This is a genomic window from Bradyrhizobium sp. Pha-3 (genome assembly GCF_042258615.1).
Classification (GTDB): Bacteria; Pseudomonadota; Alphaproteobacteria; order Rhizobiales; family Xanthobacteraceae; genus Bradyrhizobium.
In genome coordinates, this window is sequence record NZ_CP170152.1 from 1,848,588 (window position 1) to 1,867,546 (window position 18,959).

The 18,959-nt window shown below is 65.4% G+C and carries 18 protein-coding genes; 9 read left to right on the plus strand and 9 right to left on the minus strand.

Annotated elements, in window-relative coordinates:
- Positions 1 to 44: 44 nt before the first annotated feature.
- Positions 45 to 251: a hypothetical protein gene (locus ACE10Z_RS08630; protein ID WP_375787546.1), complete on the minus strand. Its 207-nt coding sequence runs from the start codon at positions 249 to 251 to the stop codon at positions 45 to 47.
- Between the two features lie 206 nt (positions 252 to 457).
- Here ACE10Z_RS08630 and ACE10Z_RS08635 point away from each other — a divergent pair, with 206 nt between their 5' ends.
- Positions 458 to 715: a hypothetical protein gene (locus ACE10Z_RS08635; protein ID WP_375787547.1), complete on the plus strand. Its 258-nt coding sequence runs from the start codon at positions 458 to 460 to the stop codon at positions 713 to 715.
- Positions 716 to 800: 85 nt separating this feature from the next.
- On the opposite strand, the gene garD is transcribed toward ACE10Z_RS08635, so the two are convergent.
- From garD to ACE10Z_RS08665, 6 genes are all read right to left on the minus strand, one after another.
- Complete coding sequence (gene garD, locus ACE10Z_RS08640; protein ID WP_375787548.1) at positions 801 to 2,342, minus strand: galactarate dehydratase; 1,542 nt, start codon at positions 2,340 to 2,342, stop codon at positions 801 to 803.
- A 214-nt stretch (positions 2,343 to 2,556) separates the two neighbouring features.
- Positions 2,557 to 4,005 carry an aldehyde dehydrogenase family protein gene (locus tag ACE10Z_RS08645; RefSeq protein WP_375787549.1) on the minus strand — a complete coding sequence of 483 codons (1,449 nt, stop codon included), beginning with the start codon at positions 4,003 to 4,005 and terminating at the stop codon, positions 2,557 to 2,559.
- A gap of 17 nt (positions 4,006 to 4,022) precedes the next feature.
- Positions 4,023 to 5,378, minus strand: a complete 1,356-nt coding sequence (gudD, locus tag ACE10Z_RS08650; protein ID WP_375787550.1) for a glucarate dehydratase — start codon at positions 5,376 to 5,378, stop codon at positions 4,023 to 4,025.
- A 31-nt stretch (positions 5,379 to 5,409) separates the two neighbouring features.
- Positions 5,410 to 6,351: a 5-dehydro-4-deoxyglucarate dehydratase gene (gene kdgD / locus ACE10Z_RS08655; protein WP_375787551.1), complete on the minus strand. Its 942-nt coding sequence runs from the start codon at positions 6,349 to 6,351 to the stop codon at positions 5,410 to 5,412.
- A gap of 127 nt (positions 6,352 to 6,478) precedes the next feature.
- Positions 6,479 to 7,384 (minus strand): LysR substrate-binding domain-containing protein, encoded by a 906-nt coding sequence (locus ACE10Z_RS08660; RefSeq protein WP_375787552.1) that lies wholly within the window; start codon positions 7,382 to 7,384, stop codon positions 6,479 to 6,481.
- A 344-nt stretch (positions 7,385 to 7,728) separates the two neighbouring features.
- Positions 7,729 to 9,066, minus strand: a complete 1,338-nt coding sequence (locus ACE10Z_RS08665) for an MFS transporter (RefSeq protein WP_375787553.1) — start codon at positions 9,064 to 9,066, stop codon at positions 7,729 to 7,731.
- 134 nt (positions 9,067 to 9,200) lie between these two features.
- Here ACE10Z_RS08665 and ACE10Z_RS08670 point away from each other — a divergent pair, with 134 nt between their 5' ends.
- From ACE10Z_RS08670 to ACE10Z_RS08705, 8 genes are all read left to right on the plus strand, one after another.
- Positions 9,201 to 10,226 (plus strand): histone deacetylase family protein, encoded by a 1,026-nt coding sequence (locus ACE10Z_RS08670; protein WP_375787554.1) that lies wholly within the window; start codon positions 9,201 to 9,203, stop codon positions 10,224 to 10,226.
- Between the two features lie 237 nt (positions 10,227 to 10,463).
- Positions 10,464 to 11,393: a Gfo/Idh/MocA family protein gene (locus tag ACE10Z_RS08675; RefSeq protein WP_375787555.1), complete on the plus strand. Its 930-nt coding sequence runs from the start codon at positions 10,464 to 10,466 to the stop codon at positions 11,391 to 11,393.
- 2 nt (positions 11,394 to 11,395) lie between these two features.
- Positions 11,396 to 12,466: an aldose epimerase family protein gene (locus ACE10Z_RS08680; protein ID WP_375787556.1), complete on the plus strand. Its 1,071-nt coding sequence runs from the start codon at positions 11,396 to 11,398 to the stop codon at positions 12,464 to 12,466.
- A gap of 35 nt (positions 12,467 to 12,501) precedes the next feature.
- Entirely contained in the window at positions 12,502 to 13,380 is an 879-nt protein-coding gene (locus ACE10Z_RS08685) for an SMP-30/gluconolactonase/LRE family protein (RefSeq protein ID WP_375789781.1), read from the plus strand.
- Positions 13,381 to 13,438: 58 nt separating this feature from the next.
- Complete coding sequence (locus ACE10Z_RS08690; RefSeq protein WP_375787557.1) at positions 13,439 to 14,185, plus strand: TetR/AcrR family transcriptional regulator; 747 nt, start codon at positions 13,439 to 13,441, stop codon at positions 14,183 to 14,185.
- A gap of 19 nt (positions 14,186 to 14,204) precedes the next feature.
- Positions 14,205 to 15,074, plus strand: coding sequence for a hypothetical protein (locus tag ACE10Z_RS08695; RefSeq protein ID WP_375787558.1), 870 nt, complete (start codon positions 14,205 to 14,207; stop codon positions 15,072 to 15,074).
- Positions 15,075 to 15,079: 5 nt separating this feature from the next.
- A complete protein-coding gene (locus ACE10Z_RS08700) occupies positions 15,080 to 15,997 on the plus strand; it encodes a DUF1932 domain-containing protein (RefSeq protein ID WP_375789782.1) in 918 nt (305 codons plus the stop codon).
- Between the two features lie 89 nt (positions 15,998 to 16,086).
- Entirely contained in the window at positions 16,087 to 16,869 is a 783-nt protein-coding gene (locus ACE10Z_RS08705) for an SDR family NAD(P)-dependent oxidoreductase (protein WP_375787559.1), read from the plus strand.
- A gap of 373 nt (positions 16,870 to 17,242) precedes the next feature.
- Here ACE10Z_RS08705 and ACE10Z_RS08710 read toward each other — a convergent pair whose 3' ends face one another.
- Positions 17,243 to 18,055 (minus strand): enoyl-CoA hydratase, encoded by an 813-nt coding sequence (locus ACE10Z_RS08710; protein WP_375787560.1) that lies wholly within the window; start codon positions 18,053 to 18,055, stop codon positions 17,243 to 17,245.
- Between the two features lie 220 nt (positions 18,056 to 18,275).
- Complete coding sequence (locus ACE10Z_RS08715) at positions 18,276 to 18,659, minus strand: hypothetical protein (protein ID WP_375787561.1); 384 nt, start codon at positions 18,657 to 18,659, stop codon at positions 18,276 to 18,278.
- Positions 18,660 to 18,959 lie beyond the last annotated feature (300 nt).

The window sequence follows — 18,959 nt, forward strand, 5'->3', positions numbered from 1 at the left end:
CATTTCATTTGTCGCGCGCGGGCCATTTTGAGATTTGGGTTCGCTCAGATCGAGGCCCGGGTTTGCGACGGAGCTGCGGCTGCGGTTTCCGACGGCGAGGTCTCGCCGTCGAGCCAATCCTGCTCCTTGGCCAGTGCGCGCCAGGCCGCCTCCATGCGCTTGTAGCGGTTGTAGGTCGGCTCGTCGTCGGCGCGCTCGGCAAGCTGCGCGCAGTTCTCTGCATTGTCGAGGAAGTGCTGCGATTGCTTCATGGAACGTCCTCCTGTTGCTGGGGACGTGGGCCGTCAAATCAGGCTATTCAACGCGTGGAACATGAGCATTTCGCCACACAGGTGAATGTCTGTTCAGCGAGGTTCCCTGCGCGATGTTCCGCATCTGCACCGTAGGGTGCGATATAGGAACGCTATGTCGCACCCGACGTTCCTCCTCCACATCGCCACTCGAGGAGGAGAGCTTCATGAGAAAGTATCTGTTTGCTGCGGCCATGGTGACCGCGATCGCATCGCCTGCATTCGCCGATGAAATCGGCGTTCGTGCCGGTCCAGTCGGCGCCGGCGTGACCGTCGGCGAGTCGCATGAATATCGCGATCGGGATCGCGACCGCACCACGGTGATCAAGGAGCGTGAGCCGCGCAGTGACCGGACCACGGTGATCAAGAAGCAGGACGAGCTCGGCAATCGCAGCAAGACCGTTATTCATCACGACGACGATTGATACCGATCAAGACCGTGAAGATGAAAGTCCGCCGCTGACCTCGTCACGGCGGACTTTTCGTGTGCGTTAATGGTCGTCGCCGGTCCTAGGTGACCGGTGCCGGGTTAAACAGCGTGAGATCGTTGTGAATGCCCCAGCGGTCCGACCATGGCTTGGTGCGGCCGCTCGCGACGTCGAGGATCAGGCGGAACAGGTCCCAGCCGGTTTCCTCGATCGTCTTCTCGCCGGTCGCGATGCAGCCGGCGTCGAAATCGATCAGGTCCTTCCAGCGCCGCGCCAGTTCGCTGCGGGTCGCGACCTTGATGACGGGTGCGGCGGCAAGGCCATAGGGCGTGCCGCGGCCGGTGGTGAACACCTGCAACGTCATGCCGGAGGCGAGCTGCAGCGTGCCGCAGATGAAGTCGCTCGCCGGCGTTGCCGCAAACAGCATGCCCTTCTGCCGTGCCTTCTCGCCCGGCGACAATACGCCGGCGATCGGACCCGAGCCGGATTTCACGATCGAGCCCAGTGACTTCTCGACGATGTTGGCGAGCCCGCCCTTCTTGTTGCCCGGCGTGGTGTTGGCGCTGCGGTCGGCGCCGCCGCGGGCGAGATAGGCGTCGTACCAGGCCATCTCGCGGATCAGTGCGCGGCCGACATCCTCGTTGACGGCGCGGCGGGTCAGAAGCTGGATCGCGTCGCGCACCTCGGTCACTTCCGAGAACATTACAGTCGCGCCGGCGCGAACCAGCAAGTCAGCGGCGAAGCCGACAGCAGGATTTGCGGTCACGCCGGAGAACGCATCGCTGCCGCCGCATTGCAGGCCGATCACGAGATCGGCGGCCGGGCAGGTCTCGCGCGCGCGGGCATTGAGCACCTTCAGGCGGGCCTCCGCCTGCGTCATGATCGCATCGACGATGGCGCCGAAGCCGTCAAAGGCTTCGTCCTGCATCCGCACGATGGCGTCGCTGACGCCTTCCGGCACCAGCCGTTCCGGCGCGAGCTTCTCGCAGCCGAGCCCGACCACGAGGATCTCGCCGCCGAAATTCGGATTGAGCGCGAGGTTCTGCAACGTGCGGATCGGCACGACGGCGTCGGGCGCGGTGATTGCGACGCCGCAGCCATAGGCATGCGTCAGCGGCACGACGTCGTCGACATTGGGATATTTCGGCAAGAGCTCGGAGCGGATGCGCTTCACTGCGTATTCCATCGTGCCCTTGACGCATTGCACGGAGGAGGAGATGCCGAGGATGTTCTTGGTGCCGACCGAGCCGTCGGGATTACGAAAACCTTCGAAGGTGAAGCCTTCGAGCGGCGGCAGCGCCGGCGGCACCGCGGTTGCGATCTCGAGCTGATCGAGCGGCGGCGCGTCGGGCATGCGGATGCGCGCCTCGTCGACCCATTCGCCGGCCAGGATCGGCGACAGCGCATGGCCGATCACCTCGCCATAGCGGATGATCGGCGCGCCCTCGGCGATGTCTTCCAGCGTGGTCTTGTGGCCCTGCGGCACGAAGGCGCGCAGCGTCAGGCCGCAGGCGAAGCGGGAGCCGGCAGGCAAGCCGAAATCATTCACGACGATCGCGACATTGTCGCGCGCGTTGAGCTTGATGTAGCGAGGCTGCTCCTGCGCGCCGATCGACTGGTCCATGACGAATTCCTCACGAGCGGTCAGAGTTCAGGTTACGACGCATCCACGCACGTCAACCTCTCCCCACCGGGGAGAGGTCGGCGCGTAGCGCCGGGTGAGGGGCCACAGGTCCCACGAGAGAGCGTAACCCCTCACCCGGATCGCTCGCGCGATCCGACCTCTCCCACAAGGGGAGAGGTGGGCACCTTCGTCGCCGCCGGAGCTGCATCGCGCCTTAGCCAGGATACGTATAGGCCGTTTTCACCGTGGTGTAGAACTCGCGGGCATAGGCGCCTTGTTCGCGCGCGCCGTAGCTCGAGCCTTTGCGGCCGCCGAACGGTACGTGGTAATCGACGCCGGCGGTCGGCAGATTGACCATCACCATGCCGGCCTCGCTGTTGCGCTTGTAATGCGAGGCGTATTTCAGGCTCGTGGTGCAGATGCCCGAGGCGAGGCCGAACTCGGTGTCGTTGGAGATCGCCAGCGCCTCTTCATAGTCCTTGGCGCGGATCACACAGGCGACCGGGCCGAAGATCTCCTCGCGGGCGATGCGCATCTGGTTGGTCGCCTCGGTGAACAGCGCGGGCTGCAGATAGAAGCCGGGCGTCTCGCGGTTCAAGAGCTCGCCGCCCCAGTGCAGGCGGGCGCCTTCGTCCTGGCCGATCTTGATGTAGCGGAGGTCCTGGTCGAGCTGGCTCTGGTCGACGACAGGGCCGACATGCACGCCGCCCTTCAGCGCGTCGTCCACCGAAAGCCCCTTCATGCGCTCGGTCATCGCGGCAACGAAGCGGTCGTGAATTCCTGCGGTGACGATCAGGCGCGAAGAGGCCGTGCAGCGCTGGCCGGTCGAGAAATAGGCGCCGTTGACCGCGACCTCGACCGCGACCTTGACGTCGGCGTCGTCGAGCACGACCAGCGGATTCTTGCCGCCCATCTCGAGCTGGAACTTCTTCATCGGATTGGAGAGCACGCAGGCCTGCGCGATCTTACGGCCGGTCTGAACCGAGCCGGTGAAGGAGATCGCGGCGACATCGGGATGTTCGAGCAGGGTCTGGCCGACCACCGAGCCCGAGCCGACCACGAGGTTGAACACGCCGGGGGGAATGCCGGAGCGCGCGATGATTTCGGACAGCGCATGCGCGGAGCCCGGCACCAGCTCGGCCGGCTTGAACACCACCGAATTGCCGTAGCAGAGCGCGGGCGCGATCTTCCAGGCCGGGATCGCGATCGGGAAATTCCACGGCGTGATCATGCCGATGACGCCGACCGGCTCGCGGGTGATCTCGACATCGAGACCGGGGCGCACCGACGCGCCCTTCTCGCCCATCAGCCGCAGCGCTTCGCCGGCGAAGAACGCAAAGATCTGCCCGGCGCGCGCCACCTCGCCGATGCCTTCCGGCAGCGTCTTGCCTTCCTCGCGCGCCAGCAGGCGGCCGAGCTCTTCCTTGCGGGCGAGGATTTCGATGGAGATTTTGGTCAGCGCGTCAAAGCGCTCCTGCGGCGTCGAGCGCGCCCAGGCCGGGAAGGCGGCCTTCGCCGCGGCGATCGCGTTTTCGGTCTGCGCCTTGTCGGCCTTGGCGTATTCGCCGACCACGTCGGCCGTGTTGGAGGGGTTGATGTCCCGCGTAATGCCCGTTCCGTCGACCCATTCGCCGGCGATGAAGTTCTTTTGGTGAGCGGTCATGTTTCCAACCTTTCTTGTTAGCGCACGAGGCAGGGACGCTTGTCGTCGAAGGTCCACCCCTGGATCAGGAACTGCATGGCCAGCGCGTCGTCGCGGGCGCCGAGGCCATGCTGCTTGTATAGCGCGTTCGCCGCCTCGATGGCACCGCGATCGAGCTCGATGCCGAGACCTGGCCGATCCGGGATCGCGATCTTGCCGCCCTTGATCTGCAGCGGCTCCTTGGTCAACGCTTGGCCGTCCTGCCAGATCCAGTGGGTGTCGATCGCGGTCACCTTGCCGGGCGCGGCGGCGCCGACATGGGTGAACATCGCCAGCGAAATGTCGAAATGATTGTTGGAGTGCGAGCCCCAGGTCAGGCCGTTGTCGCGGCAGGTCTGCGCCACCCGCACCGAGCCCTGCATGGTCCAGAAATGCGGATCGGCGAGCGGAATGTCGACCGCCCCGAGCCGCAGCGCGTGGGAGAGCTGGCGCCAGTCGGTCGCGATCATGTTGGTCGCGGTCGGCAGCCCGGTGGCGCGGCGGAACTCGGCCATGATCTCGCGGCCGGAGAAGCCGGCCTCCGCGCCGCAAGGATCCTCGGCATAGGCGAGCACGCCATGCATGTTGCTGCACAGCCGGATCGCCTCGTCGAGCGACCAGGCGCCGTTCGGGTCGAGCGTGACGCGCGCGTTCGGAAAGCGTTTTGCAATTGCGGTGACGGCCTCGATCTCCTCTTCGCCCGCGAGCACGCCGCCCTTGAGCTTGAAATCGGCAAAGCCGTAATGCGCCTGCGTCGCCTCGGCGAGGCGCACGATCGCCTCCGGCGTCATCGCAACCTGATGGCGCAGGTTGAACCAGTCCGCCTTGCCGGTCTCGCCTTCGACGTAAGGCAGGCTGGTCTTCTTGCGGTCGCCGACGAAGAAGAGATAGCCGAGCGTTTCGACGCTCGTACGCTGCTGGCCTTCGCCGAGCAAGGCTGCGACCGGGAGATTGAGATGCTGGCCGAGCAGATCGAGCAGCGCGGATTCCACCGCGGTCACTGCATGGATGGTGACGCGGAGGTCAAAGGTCTGCTTGCCGCGGCCGCCGGCATCGCGATCGGCGAAGGTCTGGCGCATCGACGCCAGGATGTTGTTGCAGGCGCCGATGGTCTGGCCGACGACGAGGTCGCGGGCGTCCTCGAGCGTCTTGCGGATCTTCTCGCCGCCCGGCACCTCGCCGACGCCGGTGTGGCCGGAATTGTCTGACAGGATGACGAGATTGCGGGTGAAGAACGGCGCATGTGCGCCGCTCAGATTGAGGAGCATGCCGTCGCGGCCGGCGACCGGGATCACCTCCATCGACGTAACGACGGGGGCGCCGGCAAAGCCGGTGCGGATCGTGTCTTGAATCATCTGCTCCTCCCTTGGTCGTTGGCCATGCGGCTTATTCCGCCGCCTGCTGGGTCGACGCCTGCGGCAGCTTCGCCACCAGCGCCGCGAGCTCGGCGATCTCCTGCTCGGTGAGATCGGTCAGCGGCGGGCGCACCGGGCCGGAATCGCGGCCGATCACCTTCATGCCGGCCTTGATGATCGACACCGCATAACCCTTCTTGCGGTTGCGTATCGCGATCAGCGGCAGGATGAAATCCCTCAGGCCTGCATGGATGGTCTGATGATCGCGCCGGCGCACCGCGGCGTAGAACCTGGTGGCGAATTCCGGCACGAAGTTGAATACCGCGGACGAATAGGTGGTCACGCCCATGTCGAGATAGGGCAGCGCAAAGGTTTCCGCCGTCGGCAGGCCGCCGATATAGGTCAGGCGGCCGCCGAGCCTGGTGTAGACGCGGGTCATCAGCTCGATGTCGCCGATGCCGTCCTTGTAGCCGACGAGGTTCGGGCAGCGCTCGCAGAGGCGCGCCAGCGCATCGGGCTGCAGGATCGCATTGTCGCGGTTGTAGACGATGACGCCGATCTTGACCGACGCACACACCGCCTCGACATGGGCGGCGAGGCCGTCCTGCTCGGCATGGGTGAGATAGGGCGGCAGCAGCAAGAGGCCGTCGGCGCCGGCCTTCTCGGCTCCAACAGCGATCTCGCGCGCGATGGCGGTGCCGTAGCCGGTGCCGGCCAGCACGGGAACGCGGCCCTTGGTCTCTTCGACCGCGATCTTCACGACATGCGGAACTTCAGACGGCGTCAGCGAGAAGAACTCGCCGGTGCCGCCGGCGGCGAACAGGCCGGCGACGTCATAGCCGCACAGCCAGTCCATGTTGGCGCGATAGGTCGCCTCGTCGAACGAATGATCCGGCTTGAACGGGGTCACGGGAAAAGACAGGAGGCCGCCGCCGATTCTCGTGGCCATCTCCTGAGGGGTCATCTTGCTCATGGCGCCACTCCTTGAATGATATTGGGATAACGGATGCGCGAGCAGCGCGCGTCCATGGCCGAGTTCTTAAGGAATGCTTCGATGCGCGTCCAAGCCAAACGCGGTATCGAGCGATGCACAATCTGCATCAATCGCCGCGCAGATGCGGTGCGGCGATTTCGGTTGCGATCTCGATCAAGGACGGCAGCAACTGGTTCTCGTGATCGCGCCGCCACACCATGAACAACTCGACCGGCACCGGCGTGCGTAGCTTCAGCGGCTTCAGCTTGACGTCCGCGATCTTCAGGCTGGCCGCGGCCTCCGGCACGATCGCGACGCCGAGCCCGGCGCGCACCATGGCGAGGATCGAGTGGATCTGGCTGAGATGCTGCACATAGCGCGGCAGCACGTCGGCGCGCGTGAACAGCGACACCAGCAGATCATGGAAGTAGCGCGCCTCATAAGGCGAATACATCACGAAGGGCTGGTCGTCGAAATCCTTGATGCTGACGGTTTCCGCCGCGGCCAGCGGATGCTTCTTCGGGATCGCGGCGAGCAGCGGTTCGGCCACGACGCGCCGGCTGGCGAATTCCGGCCGCGCGATCGGCGGCCGCAGCAGGCCGGCATCGATCTGGCCGGTGGTGAGCGCCTCGAACTGGTCGCCGGACACCATCTCTTTCAGGGAAAAATCGACTTCGGGCAGGCGGGAGCGGGCGGCTGCGATCAGGTCGGGCAGGAAGCCGTAGGCGGCCGCGGCCGTGAAGCCGATCTTGAGCGAGCCCGTTTTGCCGAGCGCGATGCGGCGGGCGACCTGCGCGGCGGATTCCGCGAGCTTGAGGATGCGCCGCGCCTCGGGCAGGAAGCTGCGTCCCGCCGGGGTCAGCCGCACCGAACGGCTTGTGCGTTCCAGCAGCGGCGCGTCGATGATGTGCTCGAGTACCTGGATCTGCCGGCTGAGCGGCGGCTGCGTCATGTTGAGCCGCGCCGCGGCGCGGCCGAAGTGCAATTCCTCGGCCACCGTGACGAAACAGCGGAGCTGGTTCAGGTCGAACATCGATGCTAGCCTGGAATGGATCGGTCGAGGATTGGTCCGTTCTAGCATCGATGCCTCCCACTGGCCAAGAAGACAAAAAAGCAGACAAACAAGAAGACAAAGACGGCGGTCGAAGCCGCCGTTTGGCTTTCTGCTCCCTCTCCCCGTTCTTACGGGGAGAGGGTTGGGGTGAGGGGCTTCGCTCCGCGCAACGGCCGCCTCAATTTGCAAGCGCGATCCGAACGAGTCGGAAGGACTGCCTTTGCCGAGACGTGTTGCTTCGCCCCTCACCCGAAATTCGCTGTGCGAATTTCGACCTCTCCCCGCGGAAGGGCGTGGAGAGGTGAAGCGCGTTCAGGCCTGGCTCAGGCCGCCTTCAGCTGCACCCGCTTGATCTCGCCGACGATGAACAGATAGGCGATCGCCGCGACCAGCGCGTTGGCGCCGACGAACACCAGCGCGCCGTTGAACGAGCCGGTGGCGGCGAGGATGTAGCCGATGATGATCGGCGTGGTGATCGAGGACAGATTGCCGAAGGTATTGAACAACCCGCCGGAGACGCCGCCGGCTTCCTTCGGCGAGGTGTCGGAGACGACAGCCCAGCCGAGTGCGCCGATGCCCTTGCCGAAGAAGGCGAGCGCCATGAAGCCGACCACCAGCGCCTGGCTGTCGACGTAGTTGCAGGCGATGATCACCATCGACAGCAGCATGCCGCCGACGATCGGGATCTTGCGCGCCATGGTCAGCGAGCCGGTGCGGCGCAGGAGGTAGTCCGAGATCACGCCGCCGAGCACGCCGCCGACGAAGCCGCACAGCGCCGGCAATGTCGCAACGAAGCCGGCCTGCAGGATCGAGAGCCCGCGCTCCTTCACCAGATAGACCGGGAACCAGGTCAGGAAGAAGTAGGTCAGCGTGTTGATGCAGTACTGGCCGATATAGACGCCGAGCATCATGCGGTTGGCGAGCAGCTGGCGGATATGATCCCAGCTCGGGCCGCTGTCGTGCGTCTTGCCGGCCTTCGCCGCATCCATGTCGACCAGCGCGCCGCCCTGCTTGATATAGTCGAATTCGGTCTCGTTGATCCCAGGGTGGTCCTTCGGCTCGTAGATCGTCTTGATCCAGGCGATGCCCATCACAATGCCGAGCCCGCCCATGACATAGAACACGTGGCGCCAGCCGTATTCGTGCGCGATCCAGCCCATCAGCGGTGCGAAGATCACGGTCGCGAAATACTGTCCGGAATTGAAGAACGCCGATGCCGTGCCGCGCTCATTGCCGGGGAACCAGGCCGCGACGATGCGGGCATTGGCCGGGAACGATGGCGCTTCGGCGAACCCGACCAGAAAGCGCAGCCCGAACAGCAGGACTACGGCCGCGCCTGCGGAGAGGAACCCGACCAGGCCCTGCATTGCGGTGAAGATCGACCAGACGATGATGCTGATCGCATAGACCCATTTGGAGCCGTAGCGGTCGAGCAGCCAGCCGCACGGCACCTGCGCGATCACATAGGACCAGCCGAAGGCCGAGAACACGTAACCCATCGCGACGGGGTCGAGATGCAGTTCCTTGGAGAGGGCAGGGCCGGCGATCGATAGTGTGGCGCGATCGGCATAGTTCACGGTGGTGACGAGAAACAGCATCGTCACGATCAACATCCGGACGCGGGATCGCCGCGCGTCCGTGGCGGACACAATTGCGCTCATTCGCGCCTCCTTGAAAGATTTCCTCGGGGACTGTCCTAGAGAGATGACGACAATGGGTCCAAGCCGAAACGGGTATCGATTGATACCGATTTTGAATGGATTATGGTGGGAACCTCACCGAACAGGAGTATCCCGTGAAGGCCGTCTACAGTGATCTGCACCGCAGCCATGATCCGCAATTCTTCCTGGTCCGTGGCGTGGTCCAGCGCACGACCGAGCAGCCCGAGCGCGCCGACCGCTTGCTGGCGGGCCTGAAGGCCGGCAAGCACACGCTGATCGAGCCGACCAAATTCGGGCAGGGGCCGCGGGCGCGGGTGCATAGTCCGGAATATCTGAGCTTTCTCGAAGGAGCCTGGGAGGAATGGTCGGCGCTCGGCAATGCCGGACCGGAGATGATCGCGAACATGCACCCGGTGCGCAACGCCGGCACCTACCCGAGCCACATCGTCGGCAAGCTCGGCTGGCATACGGTCGACACCGCAGCGCCGATCGGCCCCGGTACCTGGGCCGGCGCCTGCGCCTCCAGCGACGTCGCGGTCACCGCGGCGCAGATGGTGCTCGACGGCGAGGACGCCGTCTACGCGCTGTGCCGACCGCCCGGTCACCATGCCTATCGCGATCTCGCCGGCGGCTTCTGCTTTCTCAACAACAGCGCGATCGCGGCCGAGCATCTGCGCCAGAAGCACGAGCGCGTCGCGATCCTCGATGTCGACGTGCATCACGGCAACGGCACCCAGGGCATTTTCTACGAGCGGCCGGACGTCTTCACCGTCTCGATCCACGCCGATCCGTCGTTCTTCTACCCGTTCGTCTGGGGCTATGCGCATGAGCGCGGCGCCGGGCCCGGCCTCGGCACCAATCTCAACATTCCCCTCGCCAAGGGCACCGGCGACGACGACTACATCAAGGCGCTCGCGGCGGCGGAGAAGGCGATCCGCTCGTTCGCGCCGACCGCGCTCGTGGTCGCGCTCGGGCTCGACGCTTCCGAGAAGGACCCGCTCGCGGGCCTCGCCGTCACCACCGACGGCTTCCGCCGGATCGGCGAGGCGCTCGCCCGGTGCGGCTTGCCGACGGTGCTGGTGCAGGAGGGCGGCTATCTTTCCGACATCCTCGGCGCCAATCTGACGGCGGTGCTCGGCGGATTCGAGGCCGCGCGCTAGCCCGGTTTCGAACGACGTGATGACCGGTTCGCGTGAAGAAAGCCCGTCAAGACAATGATCTGGAGCATCTGTTGTGATGGATCAGGACCGGTGCCCCCGCCGTGCGGCGTACAACAAGTCGTGGTTGATTTGCGCCTTTGCAACCAAAGGCGGATCATGCCGTTGGTATCCGGCGCTGGCCTATGATCCTGCCCGGCGGCATCGGCCGGCCAGGCGGGCAGCAACGCGAGGACGGCCATGAGCGATCTGCTTCGTATCGCCATTGTCGGTTTCGGGGAGATCGCGTGCCGGCAGCACGTGCCCGCGATCGCAAAGACATCAGGCGCCGCACTCGTCGCGGTGGCCGATCCGGCCAAGACCCCATCCGGCCTGCCGCATTTCCGCGATCTGCAGGAGTTGTTGCGCGACGGGCCGGAGATCGATGCCGTTGCGCTGTGCACGCCGCCGCAGGCGCGTCACGCGCAGGCCGCCGCGGCGCTCGCCGCCGGCAAGCATGTGCTGCTGGAGAAGCCGCCTGGGTCTACGCTTTGCGAACTCACGCCACTGATCGCGGCCGCGCAAGAGGCGGGCCGGACATTGTTTGCGACATGGCACTCGCGCTACGCACCCGCGGTTGGGCCAGCACGCAAATTGCTCGCCGGCCGCGCGATCAACAAGGTGACGGTCATCTGGAAGGAAGACGTCCGCGTCTGGCATCCGGGCCAGACCTGGATCTTCGAGGCCGGTGGCTTCGGCGTGTTCGATCCCGGCATCAACGCGCTGTCGATCCTGACCGAGATCCTGCCGCGTCCAGTCTTTGTCAGGAGTGCGGTCCTGGACTTTCCTTCCAACCGGGAGGCGCCGATTGCCGCGGCAATCGAGCTGTCCGATGAGAACGGCCTGCCGATCCACGCCGAGTTCGATTTTCGCCAGACCGGGCCGCCGAGCTGGGACATCCTGTGCGAGACCGAGGCCGGGCCTGTGACGCTGTCGAAAGGCGGACGGCAGCTGCGCGACGGCAACAGGTTGGTGGTCGACGCCACGGATGAAGAATATCCCGCGCTGTACCGCCGCTTCGTCGCGCTGACGTCGGACGGAAAATCCGACGTCGACCTCGCGCCCTTGCGGCTGGTCGCCGATAGCTTCATGCTGGGGCGACGGCGCCTTGTTGAGGCGTTCGGGGACTGACAATGACATCAGCCAGCATTGCTCGCGCGCCCTTCGGCAAATTGCACGATGGCACCGTGGTCGAGCGCGTGACGCTGCGCGGCGAACACGGTTTTGAGGCCAGCATTCTTCCCTTCGGCGCCACGCTGCAGGCGCTGCTGGCGCCCGATCGCGGCGGGCATTGCGACGATGTCGTGCTCGGCCATGACGAATTCGACGGCTATCTCGCGCAACGCAAATTCTTCGGCGCAACGATCGGGCGCTATGCCAACCGGATCGCTGGTGGGCGCTTCGTGCTCGATGGCGAGACGGTGAATCTCGACGCCAACAACGGCCCCAACGCGCTGCATGGCGGCCCGCAGGGCTTTGATCGCAAGCTGTGGCGGGTTGTCGAGCTCACCGATGAACCGGGGCCGACGCTGGTGCTGGAGCGCGAAAGCCCGCATGGCGAAGGGGGCTATCCGGGCAATCTTCAGACCCGGGTGACCTATCGCGTGCGCGACCCGATGGAACTCGCGGTGATCTACGAGGCGACCACCGACCGGCCGACCTACGTCAACCTCACCAATCACAGCTTCTTCAATCTCGACGGCGCGCGCTCAGGCATGCAGATCCTCGATCATCGGCTGACGATCGCTTCCGACCATTTCCTCGCGGTCGACGCTACCGCGATCCCGTTGTCGGAGCCGCCGCGGCCGGTCGACGGCACGCCGTTCGACTTCCGCAAGCCCACGGCGATCGGCGCGCGGATCAGGACGAATGACGAACAGCTGCGGCTCGGGCGCGGCTATGACCACAATTTCTGCCTGGCCTCGGGGACAGGCGTTCGCCTCGCCGCGCGCCTCGAGGCGCCGCGCAGTGGGCGCGTGATGGAGCTGTTCACCGATCAGCCGGGACTGCAGTTCTATTCCGGCAATTTCCTCGACGGCTCAACCGCCGGCAAGGGCGACCGGCTGTATCGCCAATCCGATGCGCTCTGTCTCGAGCCGCACGCCTGGCCGGATACGCCGAACCGGCCCGATTTCCCGTCGGCGCGGCTCGATCCCGGGCAGATCTATCGGCGCACCGCAATCTATCGCTTCTCGACCATGTGAGTGACGCCATGACCGACCGTGCCGCCGAGCCGCTGATCGAACAGGTGCCGACATCGGTGCTGTCAGCCGCGCGCTGCCACCTCGGTGAGGGCCCGACCTATGACGCGTCAACCGATACCGCGTGGTGGTTCGACATCCGTGAGCGCCGCCTGTTCGAGCATCGGTTTGCAAGCGGCCGCACCGTCGTTCACGAGCTGCCGAAAATGGCGAGCGCGCTGGCGCGGATCGATCGCGAGCGGCAACTGATCCTCACCGAGGATGGGCTTTACGTCCGGCAGGTTGCCAGCGGCCGGCTGGAACTGTTCGCCGCACTCGAAGCCGACAATCCGGTGACGCGCTCCAATGATGCGCGCGTGCATCCATCGGGCACCTTCTGGCTCGGCACAATGGGGCGTCAGGCCGAGCAGGGCGCCGGCGCGATTTACGCGCTGCACCGAGGCCGCATCACCCGGCTCTATCCCGGGATCACGATCCCGAATGCGATCTGCTTTTCGCCCGCAGGTGACGTCGGCTATTTCGCCGATACCGCGACCAATGTGCTGCATCGCGTGCCGCTCGATCCATCGACCGGATTGCCGACCGGCGAGCCGATCGACCTGATCAGACATCAGGGCCCCGGTGGGCTCGACGGCGCGATCGTCGATGCCGAGGGGATGATCTGGAACGCGCGCTGGGGCGGCGGCTGCGTCGATGTCTACGACCCCGGCGGCCGGCATCTGCGCTCGCTGAAGGTGCCGGCGAAGCAGTCGAGCTGCCCGGCCTTTGTCGGCCGCGATTTTGCGCGCGTGCTCGTCACATCGGCCTGGCAGGATATGGACGAGGCCCAGCGCGCGGCCGATCCCGGCCACGGTCAAACCTTTCTGCTCGATGCCGGGGCGCGCGGCCGTGCCGAGCCTGACGTCAAACTGTCCTGACCGCGGGTTTGGCGCCGCATTGTTGACGCGACCTGAATATTTGGACGATAGTACAAATATGGTCCGTAAACCTGCCAAGTCCGGCATGAAGGCCGACGCCAACGCCGCCAGCACCCGCAAGCCGAACATGCGCGAGGCGATCCTCGCCGCGGCGGAGGAATTGTTCTCGACCTACGGCTTCAACGCGGTCTCGGTACGCGACATCGCGCAGGCAGCCGGCGCCAATCCCGGCAGCGTGACCTATCACTTCAAGACCAAGGACGGCCTGCTGCTGGAGATCTATCGGCGCCATTGCGGCCCGATGAACCGGCGGCGCTCGGAGCTGTTGGCGGCGGCGCGGCGGGTGCGCGATTTGCAGGACCGGCTGGAGGCGATCGTGCGCGCCTATGTGCTGCCGGCCTTCACCTCGGGCAGCGATCTTGCCGGCGGCGGGACGCGGTTCACGCGATTGCGTGCGATCATGTCGGCCGAGGGCAACGAGGTCGTGCGCAAGATCATCGCGCAGACCTTCGACGACACCAGTCATGCCTTCATCGACGCGATCCATGAAAGCCTGCCGCACATTCCGCGCACCGATCTGGTCTGGCGCGGCCACTTCCTGCTCGGCGCGCTCTACTACACGCTGGTGACGCCGGAGCGCGTCTCGCGCCTGTCGCGCGGCAGCGCCGACGGCACCGATGCCGGCCATGCCATCGAGGAGCTGGTGCGCGCGACCGTTGCCGCGCTGCAGGCCGCGCCGCTTGATCAACCAACGCCTGTGCAGCGTAAGGCGCCGGGCCTGAATCCAGGACGCGCTCTGACCTGACCCCGCGGAGTTCGTCGCCATGGAGAAACTTCGGCTGCGCACCGTGCTTGGTAATCACCCGCATGTCCAGGCGGTGAAGAGCGGTGAGCTGCGCTCGGAACTGTTCGACCTCGACTTCACCGAATTCGCGCCGACCAACGCCGCGTTCAAGCCGATGGTGCGCGAGCAGGCGTTCGACGTCTGCGAGATGGCGATCGTGACCTATCTGATGGCAAGGGCGCATGGCAAGCCGCTGGTGCTGCTGCCGGCGGCGATGGTCGGCCGCTTCCAGCATGGCCATGCGCTTTATCGCGCCGACGGCGGCACGCTGATGCCCGTCGATCTCGAAGGCAAGCGGGTCGGGATCCGCTCGTTCACGACCACGACCGGCGCATGGATGCGCGGCATCCTCGCCAACGATCATGGCGTGAACCTCGACCGGATCGACTGGGTCACGTTCGAGGACCCGCATGTCGCCGAATATCTCGACAGCACCGAACGGGCGCCGAAGGGCAGGGCCATCATCCAGATGCTGAAGGACGGCGAGCTCGATGCCGTGCTGGGCGAGACCTCGAGCGATCCGGCGCTCAAGCCATTGTTCGCCGATCCGGCCGCAGAGGCGGCGCGGTGGTACGCGCGGCATGGTGTCGTGCCGGTCAATCATCTGGTGGTAGTGACGCAGCAGCTTGCGACATCGCGCCCGGACGTGGTGCGGAGCCTCTACGGGCTCCTCAAGCGTGCCAAGGCGAAGGTCGGTCCGGCTGACGTGCCGGACCTGCTGCCGTTCGGCGTCGAGGCGAACCGCAAGCCGCTCGAACTGATGATCGACTATTGCATCCAGCAGGCGCTGATCCCCCGGCGCGTCGCGGTCGACGAACTGTTCGACGACACAATACGGGACTTGAACTGATGACAATCTCCGGCGATCCGCGGCAGTGGCAGGTCGGCATGCTCGGCTATGGCGAGGTCGGACGCATCCTTGCCGAAGATCTGCGCAAGCAGGGCGTGAAGGTCGCTGCCTACGACATCAAGCTCGACCGCGAGGAGGGCGCGCCGCTGCGCGCACACGCGGCGGAGACCGGCGTCGTGCTCGCGCAGTCCCACGCCGATCTCGCGGCGCGGGCCGATTTCATCATCTCGGCGGTGACGGCGAGCCATGCGGTGCCGGTGGCCGCGGCCTGCGCGCCCGCGGTCCGGAACGGCGCCTGGTTTCTCGATTTCAATTCGGCCTCGCCCGGCGCCAAACAGCGCGCGGCCGCGCGCATCGATGGCGCCGGCGGCCGCTATGTCGAGGGCGCGGTGATGACCTCGCTGCCGCCCTACCGGATCAAGGTGCCGCTGCTGCTCGGCGGCCGCGGTGCGCGGGAACTGGCGCCGCTCTTGGTCGCGCTCGGCTTCGCGGCGAAGGTCGCAAGCGACGAGCTTGGCGTGTCCTCGGCGGTGAAGATGTGCCGCAGCATCATGATCAAGGGCCTCGAGGCCATGGTGATTGAGAGCTTTACCACCGCACGCGCCTATGGTGTCGAGGATGCGGTGCTCGCCTCGCTCAAGGAGACCTTTCCAGGCATCGATTGGGAGAAGCAGGGCGCCTATTTCTTCCAGCGGGTGATCGAGCACGGCCGGCGGCGCGCCGAGGAGGTGCGCGAGGTGGCGGAGACCGTGCGCGAAGCCGGGCTGACGCCATGGTCCGCGTCGGGCACGGCCGAGCGGCAGGGCTGGATCGCCGATCTCGCCGACGAGGGCGTGTTCGGGCCCAAGGGAACGCCGGACTTCGCCCGCAGCGCCGACTGGCGCGCCGAGGCCGACCGGATTCTTGCGCGCATCAAATCCTGAGTGCTGCGCGCGCGGTGAATCCGCCGCGTTCCCCGCCGACGCGCAATGCGCTATTGCTCTATGAACAATTTTGTTCTGGAGGCACTCCCATGAAGAATTCCGGCAAGGTCGTCGCCATTACCGGGGCGGCGCGCGGCATCGGCAAGGCCTGCGCCGCGCGCTTCCTGTCCGATGGCGCCAGGGTCGTGATCTCGGATGTCGACGCTGCGGGGCTCGTCCACACCGCCCAGGAGCTCGGACATGAGGACCAGTTGCGGGCCGTCGAGGCCGACGTCAGCAAGCGCGCCGATGTCGATCGTATCGTAGCTCACGCGGTGAAGGAGTTCGGCCGGCTCGACGTCATGGTCAACAATGCCGGCGTCGCGCGCAACCGCGACTTCCTCGATATCAGCGAGGCCGAGTTCGACGACGTGATGGGCATCAACCTCAAGGGCGCGTTCTTCGGCGTCCAGGCCGCGGCGCGCCAGATGATCGCGCAGGGCGGTGGCGGCGTCGTCGTCAACATGTCCTCGGTCAACGCGCTGCTCGCGATCCCCTCGCTTGCGACCTACGCGATGTCCAAGGGCGCGATGAAGCAGCTCACCTCGGTGGCCGCGGTGGCGCTGGCGCCGCACGGCATTCGCGTCGTGGCGGTCGGGCCCGGTACGATCCTGACCGAGATGGTGGCGACGGCGATCTTCTCGTCGGAGGACGCGCGGCGCAGCGTGCTGTCGCGCACCCCGGCCGGCCGTTGCGGCGAGCCGAGCGAGGTTGCCTCGGTCGTGGCTTTCCTCGCCAGCGACGACGCCTCCTACATCACCGGCCAGACCATCTATCCCGACGGCGGGCGGTTGATCCTCAACTACACGGTGCCGGTCACCGAGAAGAAGTAGGTGGCAGGATCAATCGCGAGCGCGCTGCCAAAATATCGAAAACAACCCCATGCAAAGTAGCCGGCGGCTGCCGGCGCTCGGCATGACACGTTCGTCCAGGCACACGTTCGTCCAGGCTACTTGACGCGCCGGGCAAATCAGTGATATTCTTCTAATATTCAGAAATTGTGCGACATCATCATCTGTCATCGCCCGGTTTAACCGGGCGATCCAGTACGCCGCGGCCCATCGGCTCAAGCACAACCGCCTCTGGAATACTGGATCGCCCGGTCCCGTCTCCGCCAAGGCTTCGACGAGGCCTTGGATCCCTGGCGCGCCGAAGCTTCAGCGAAGGCGGCGAGCCGGGCGATGACAGGTGAGGATGAGGACGCCGCTACCGGCCCTTGAACTGCGGCTTGCGCTTTTCCATGAAGGCATTGCGGCCTTCGCGGAAATCCGCGCTGTCCATGCAGTCGATGCCGATCTGCTTGATCGCGGCCATGTCGCGATCGGCGGGATCCTTCAGCACCTGCGCGATGGTGATCTTGGCGGCCTTGATCGCCAGCGGCGCGTTGCCTGAAATCGTGCGTGCGATCTCCATGGTCGCATCCCACAACTCGGCGTCCGGCAACACGCGATCGACGAGGCCGATCCGCAGCGCTTCCGCGGAGTCGATCCGCATGCCGGTATACATGATCAGCCGCGCCCAGGACGGGCCGACCAGCGACACCAGGTGGCGCAGCCCGTCATAGCCGTAGGCGATGCCGAGCTTGGCGGCGGGAATGCCGAACTGGCCGCTGGCGCCGGAGATGCGGATATCGGTCAGCATCGCAACCTGCATGCCGCCGCCGAGGCAAAAGCCGCGGATGCAGGCGATGGTCGGCTTCGGGTAGTCGGCGAGCAGGGCGCGCTGGACAGCGCTGCGCCGTGAGTATTCCTCGGAGGCCTCGGCGTTGTGCCTGGTCTTCTCGAACTGGCTGATATCGGCACCGGACACGAAGGCCTTGTCGCCGGCGCCGACCAGGATCACGACACGAACGGCCGGATCGTCGCGCAACGCTGTCAGCGCCTCGCCGAGCCCCTCCCACATCTCCAGCGACATCGCATTGCGCTTGCCGGGATTGTTGAAGGTGATGACGCCGACGCCATCGACCACGCTTTGCAGGATCTTGCCGTCGGCAAGCGACTTGTCTGAGATGATTGACATATGAGGATCCGGTCTGATTTCGGCCAAGGCTAGGATCAGGCTAGCACCCGGTTGCGAGCCGAGGCAGGCCGTTTAGAGCACGGCGCGATTGCATCGGCGCGCGGTAGCTCTCCCGGTAGTTGTACGGCTTGCAAAATAAACTGACGCGAAAGGGTTGCGCCGTAGAGTGCGCCGCCCGCGCTCTGTCTTTAACTTTGAAGTCTGCAACGCAGCGACGAGATTATGGACACCGCTGGTACGTCTTGAGGTTGTTGAAATCGACACCGACCGAAATTTGGTTCGTATCGCCGGGTCGGATGATCAGGTCGGATTCCGCCCACTCTTGCTGCGCGCGCTCGTTTGGGCAGCGCAAACGGGCGGAGTAGATTGACCCTTGGGGGCCAGCGGTTTCGCTTACCCACATCACGGTGCAGTTGCCTGCGGGACCGGCGTAAGTCTTGTCTGTCAGGGCGACGGCCGATTTGTCCGCGTTTTTGCAGGCATCTGCACTCGGCGCCCATGATCCCAGCAGCGCTTCCGGGATCGAAGCAAGCCGCTTTACGCCCGCGATTGCGACCGGCGACGAGATGACGAGCGAGACGACGAGAGGAATGACTATTCGCATGACACACCCCCTTGCTGGTCGGGACATGGGCGGCCGAGAGAAGCTCCTCCGGTCCAAACTATCCAATGCTGAAGGCGTCACAGACCTCAACTGTTTCTGCTGACGCGCCAACTAAGTGTTGATCTGGATCAAGTAAGTCGGGTTGAGAGGTGAGCTGATGCGCGCGCAGATCAAGATCAAACGGGCACCTTGGTGGAACTGGCTAATTGCACTTGGCCGCTTTTAGTGGGAACCTCCGCAACCCACAACGTCATTGCCGAAGGTGCATAGCGCGAGAAGCTCTTTCTTGTTGGACTCCGG

What these genes read in the sequence shown, in the direction of transcription:
- ACE10Z_RS08715 (WP_375787561.1), bottom strand. Translation starts at nt 18,659, where the DNA reads ATGCGAATAGTCATTCCTCTCGTCGTCTCGCTCGTCATCTCGTCGCCG.
- ACE10Z_RS08635 (WP_375787547.1), top strand. Translation starts at nt 458, where the DNA reads ATGAGAAAGTATCTGTTTGCTGCGGCCATGGTGACCGCGATCGCATCG.
- ACE10Z_RS08675 (WP_375787555.1), top strand. Translation starts at nt 10,464, where the DNA reads ATGAGCGATCTGCTTCGTATCGCCATTGTCGGTTTCGGGGAGATCGCG.
- ACE10Z_RS08680 (WP_375787556.1), top strand. Translation starts at nt 11,396, where the DNA reads ATGACATCAGCCAGCATTGCTCGCGCGCCCTTCGGCAAATTGCACGAT.
- ACE10Z_RS08695 (WP_375787558.1), top strand. Translation starts at nt 14,205, where the DNA reads ATGGAGAAACTTCGGCTGCGCACCGTGCTTGGTAATCACCCGCATGTC.
- garD (WP_375787548.1), bottom strand. Translation starts at nt 2,342, where the DNA reads ATGGACCAGTCGATCGGCGCGCAGGAGCAGCCTCGCTACATCAAGCTC.
- ACE10Z_RS08660 (WP_375787552.1), bottom strand. Translation starts at nt 7,384, where the DNA reads ATGTTCGACCTGAACCAGCTCCGCTGTTTCGTCACGGTGGCCGAGGAA.
- ACE10Z_RS08690 (WP_375787557.1), top strand. Translation starts at nt 13,439, where the DNA reads ATGGTCCGTAAACCTGCCAAGTCCGGCATGAAGGCCGACGCCAACGCC.
- ACE10Z_RS08645 (WP_375787549.1), bottom strand. Translation starts at nt 4,005, where the DNA reads ATGACCGCTCACCAAAAGAACTTCATCGCCGGCGAATGGGTCGACGGA.
- ACE10Z_RS08665 (WP_375787553.1), bottom strand. Translation starts at nt 9,066, where the DNA reads ATGAGCGCAATTGTGTCCGCCACGGACGCGCGGCGATCCCGCGTCCGG.
- ACE10Z_RS08705 (WP_375787559.1), top strand. Translation starts at nt 16,087, where the DNA reads ATGAAGAATTCCGGCAAGGTCGTCGCCATTACCGGGGCGGCGCGCGGC.
- kdgD (WP_375787551.1), bottom strand. Translation starts at nt 6,351, where the DNA reads ATGAGCAAGATGACCCCTCAGGAGATGGCCACGAGAATCGGCGGCGGC.
- ACE10Z_RS08710 (WP_375787560.1), bottom strand. Translation starts at nt 18,055, where the DNA reads ATGTCAATCATCTCAGACAAGTCGCTTGCCGACGGCAAGATCCTGCAA.
- gudD (WP_375787550.1), bottom strand. Translation starts at nt 5,378, where the DNA reads ATGATTCAAGACACGATCCGCACCGGCTTTGCCGGCGCCCCCGTCGTT.
- ACE10Z_RS08630 (WP_375787546.1), bottom strand. Translation starts at nt 251, where the DNA reads ATGAAGCAATCGCAGCACTTCCTCGACAATGCAGAGAACTGCGCGCAG.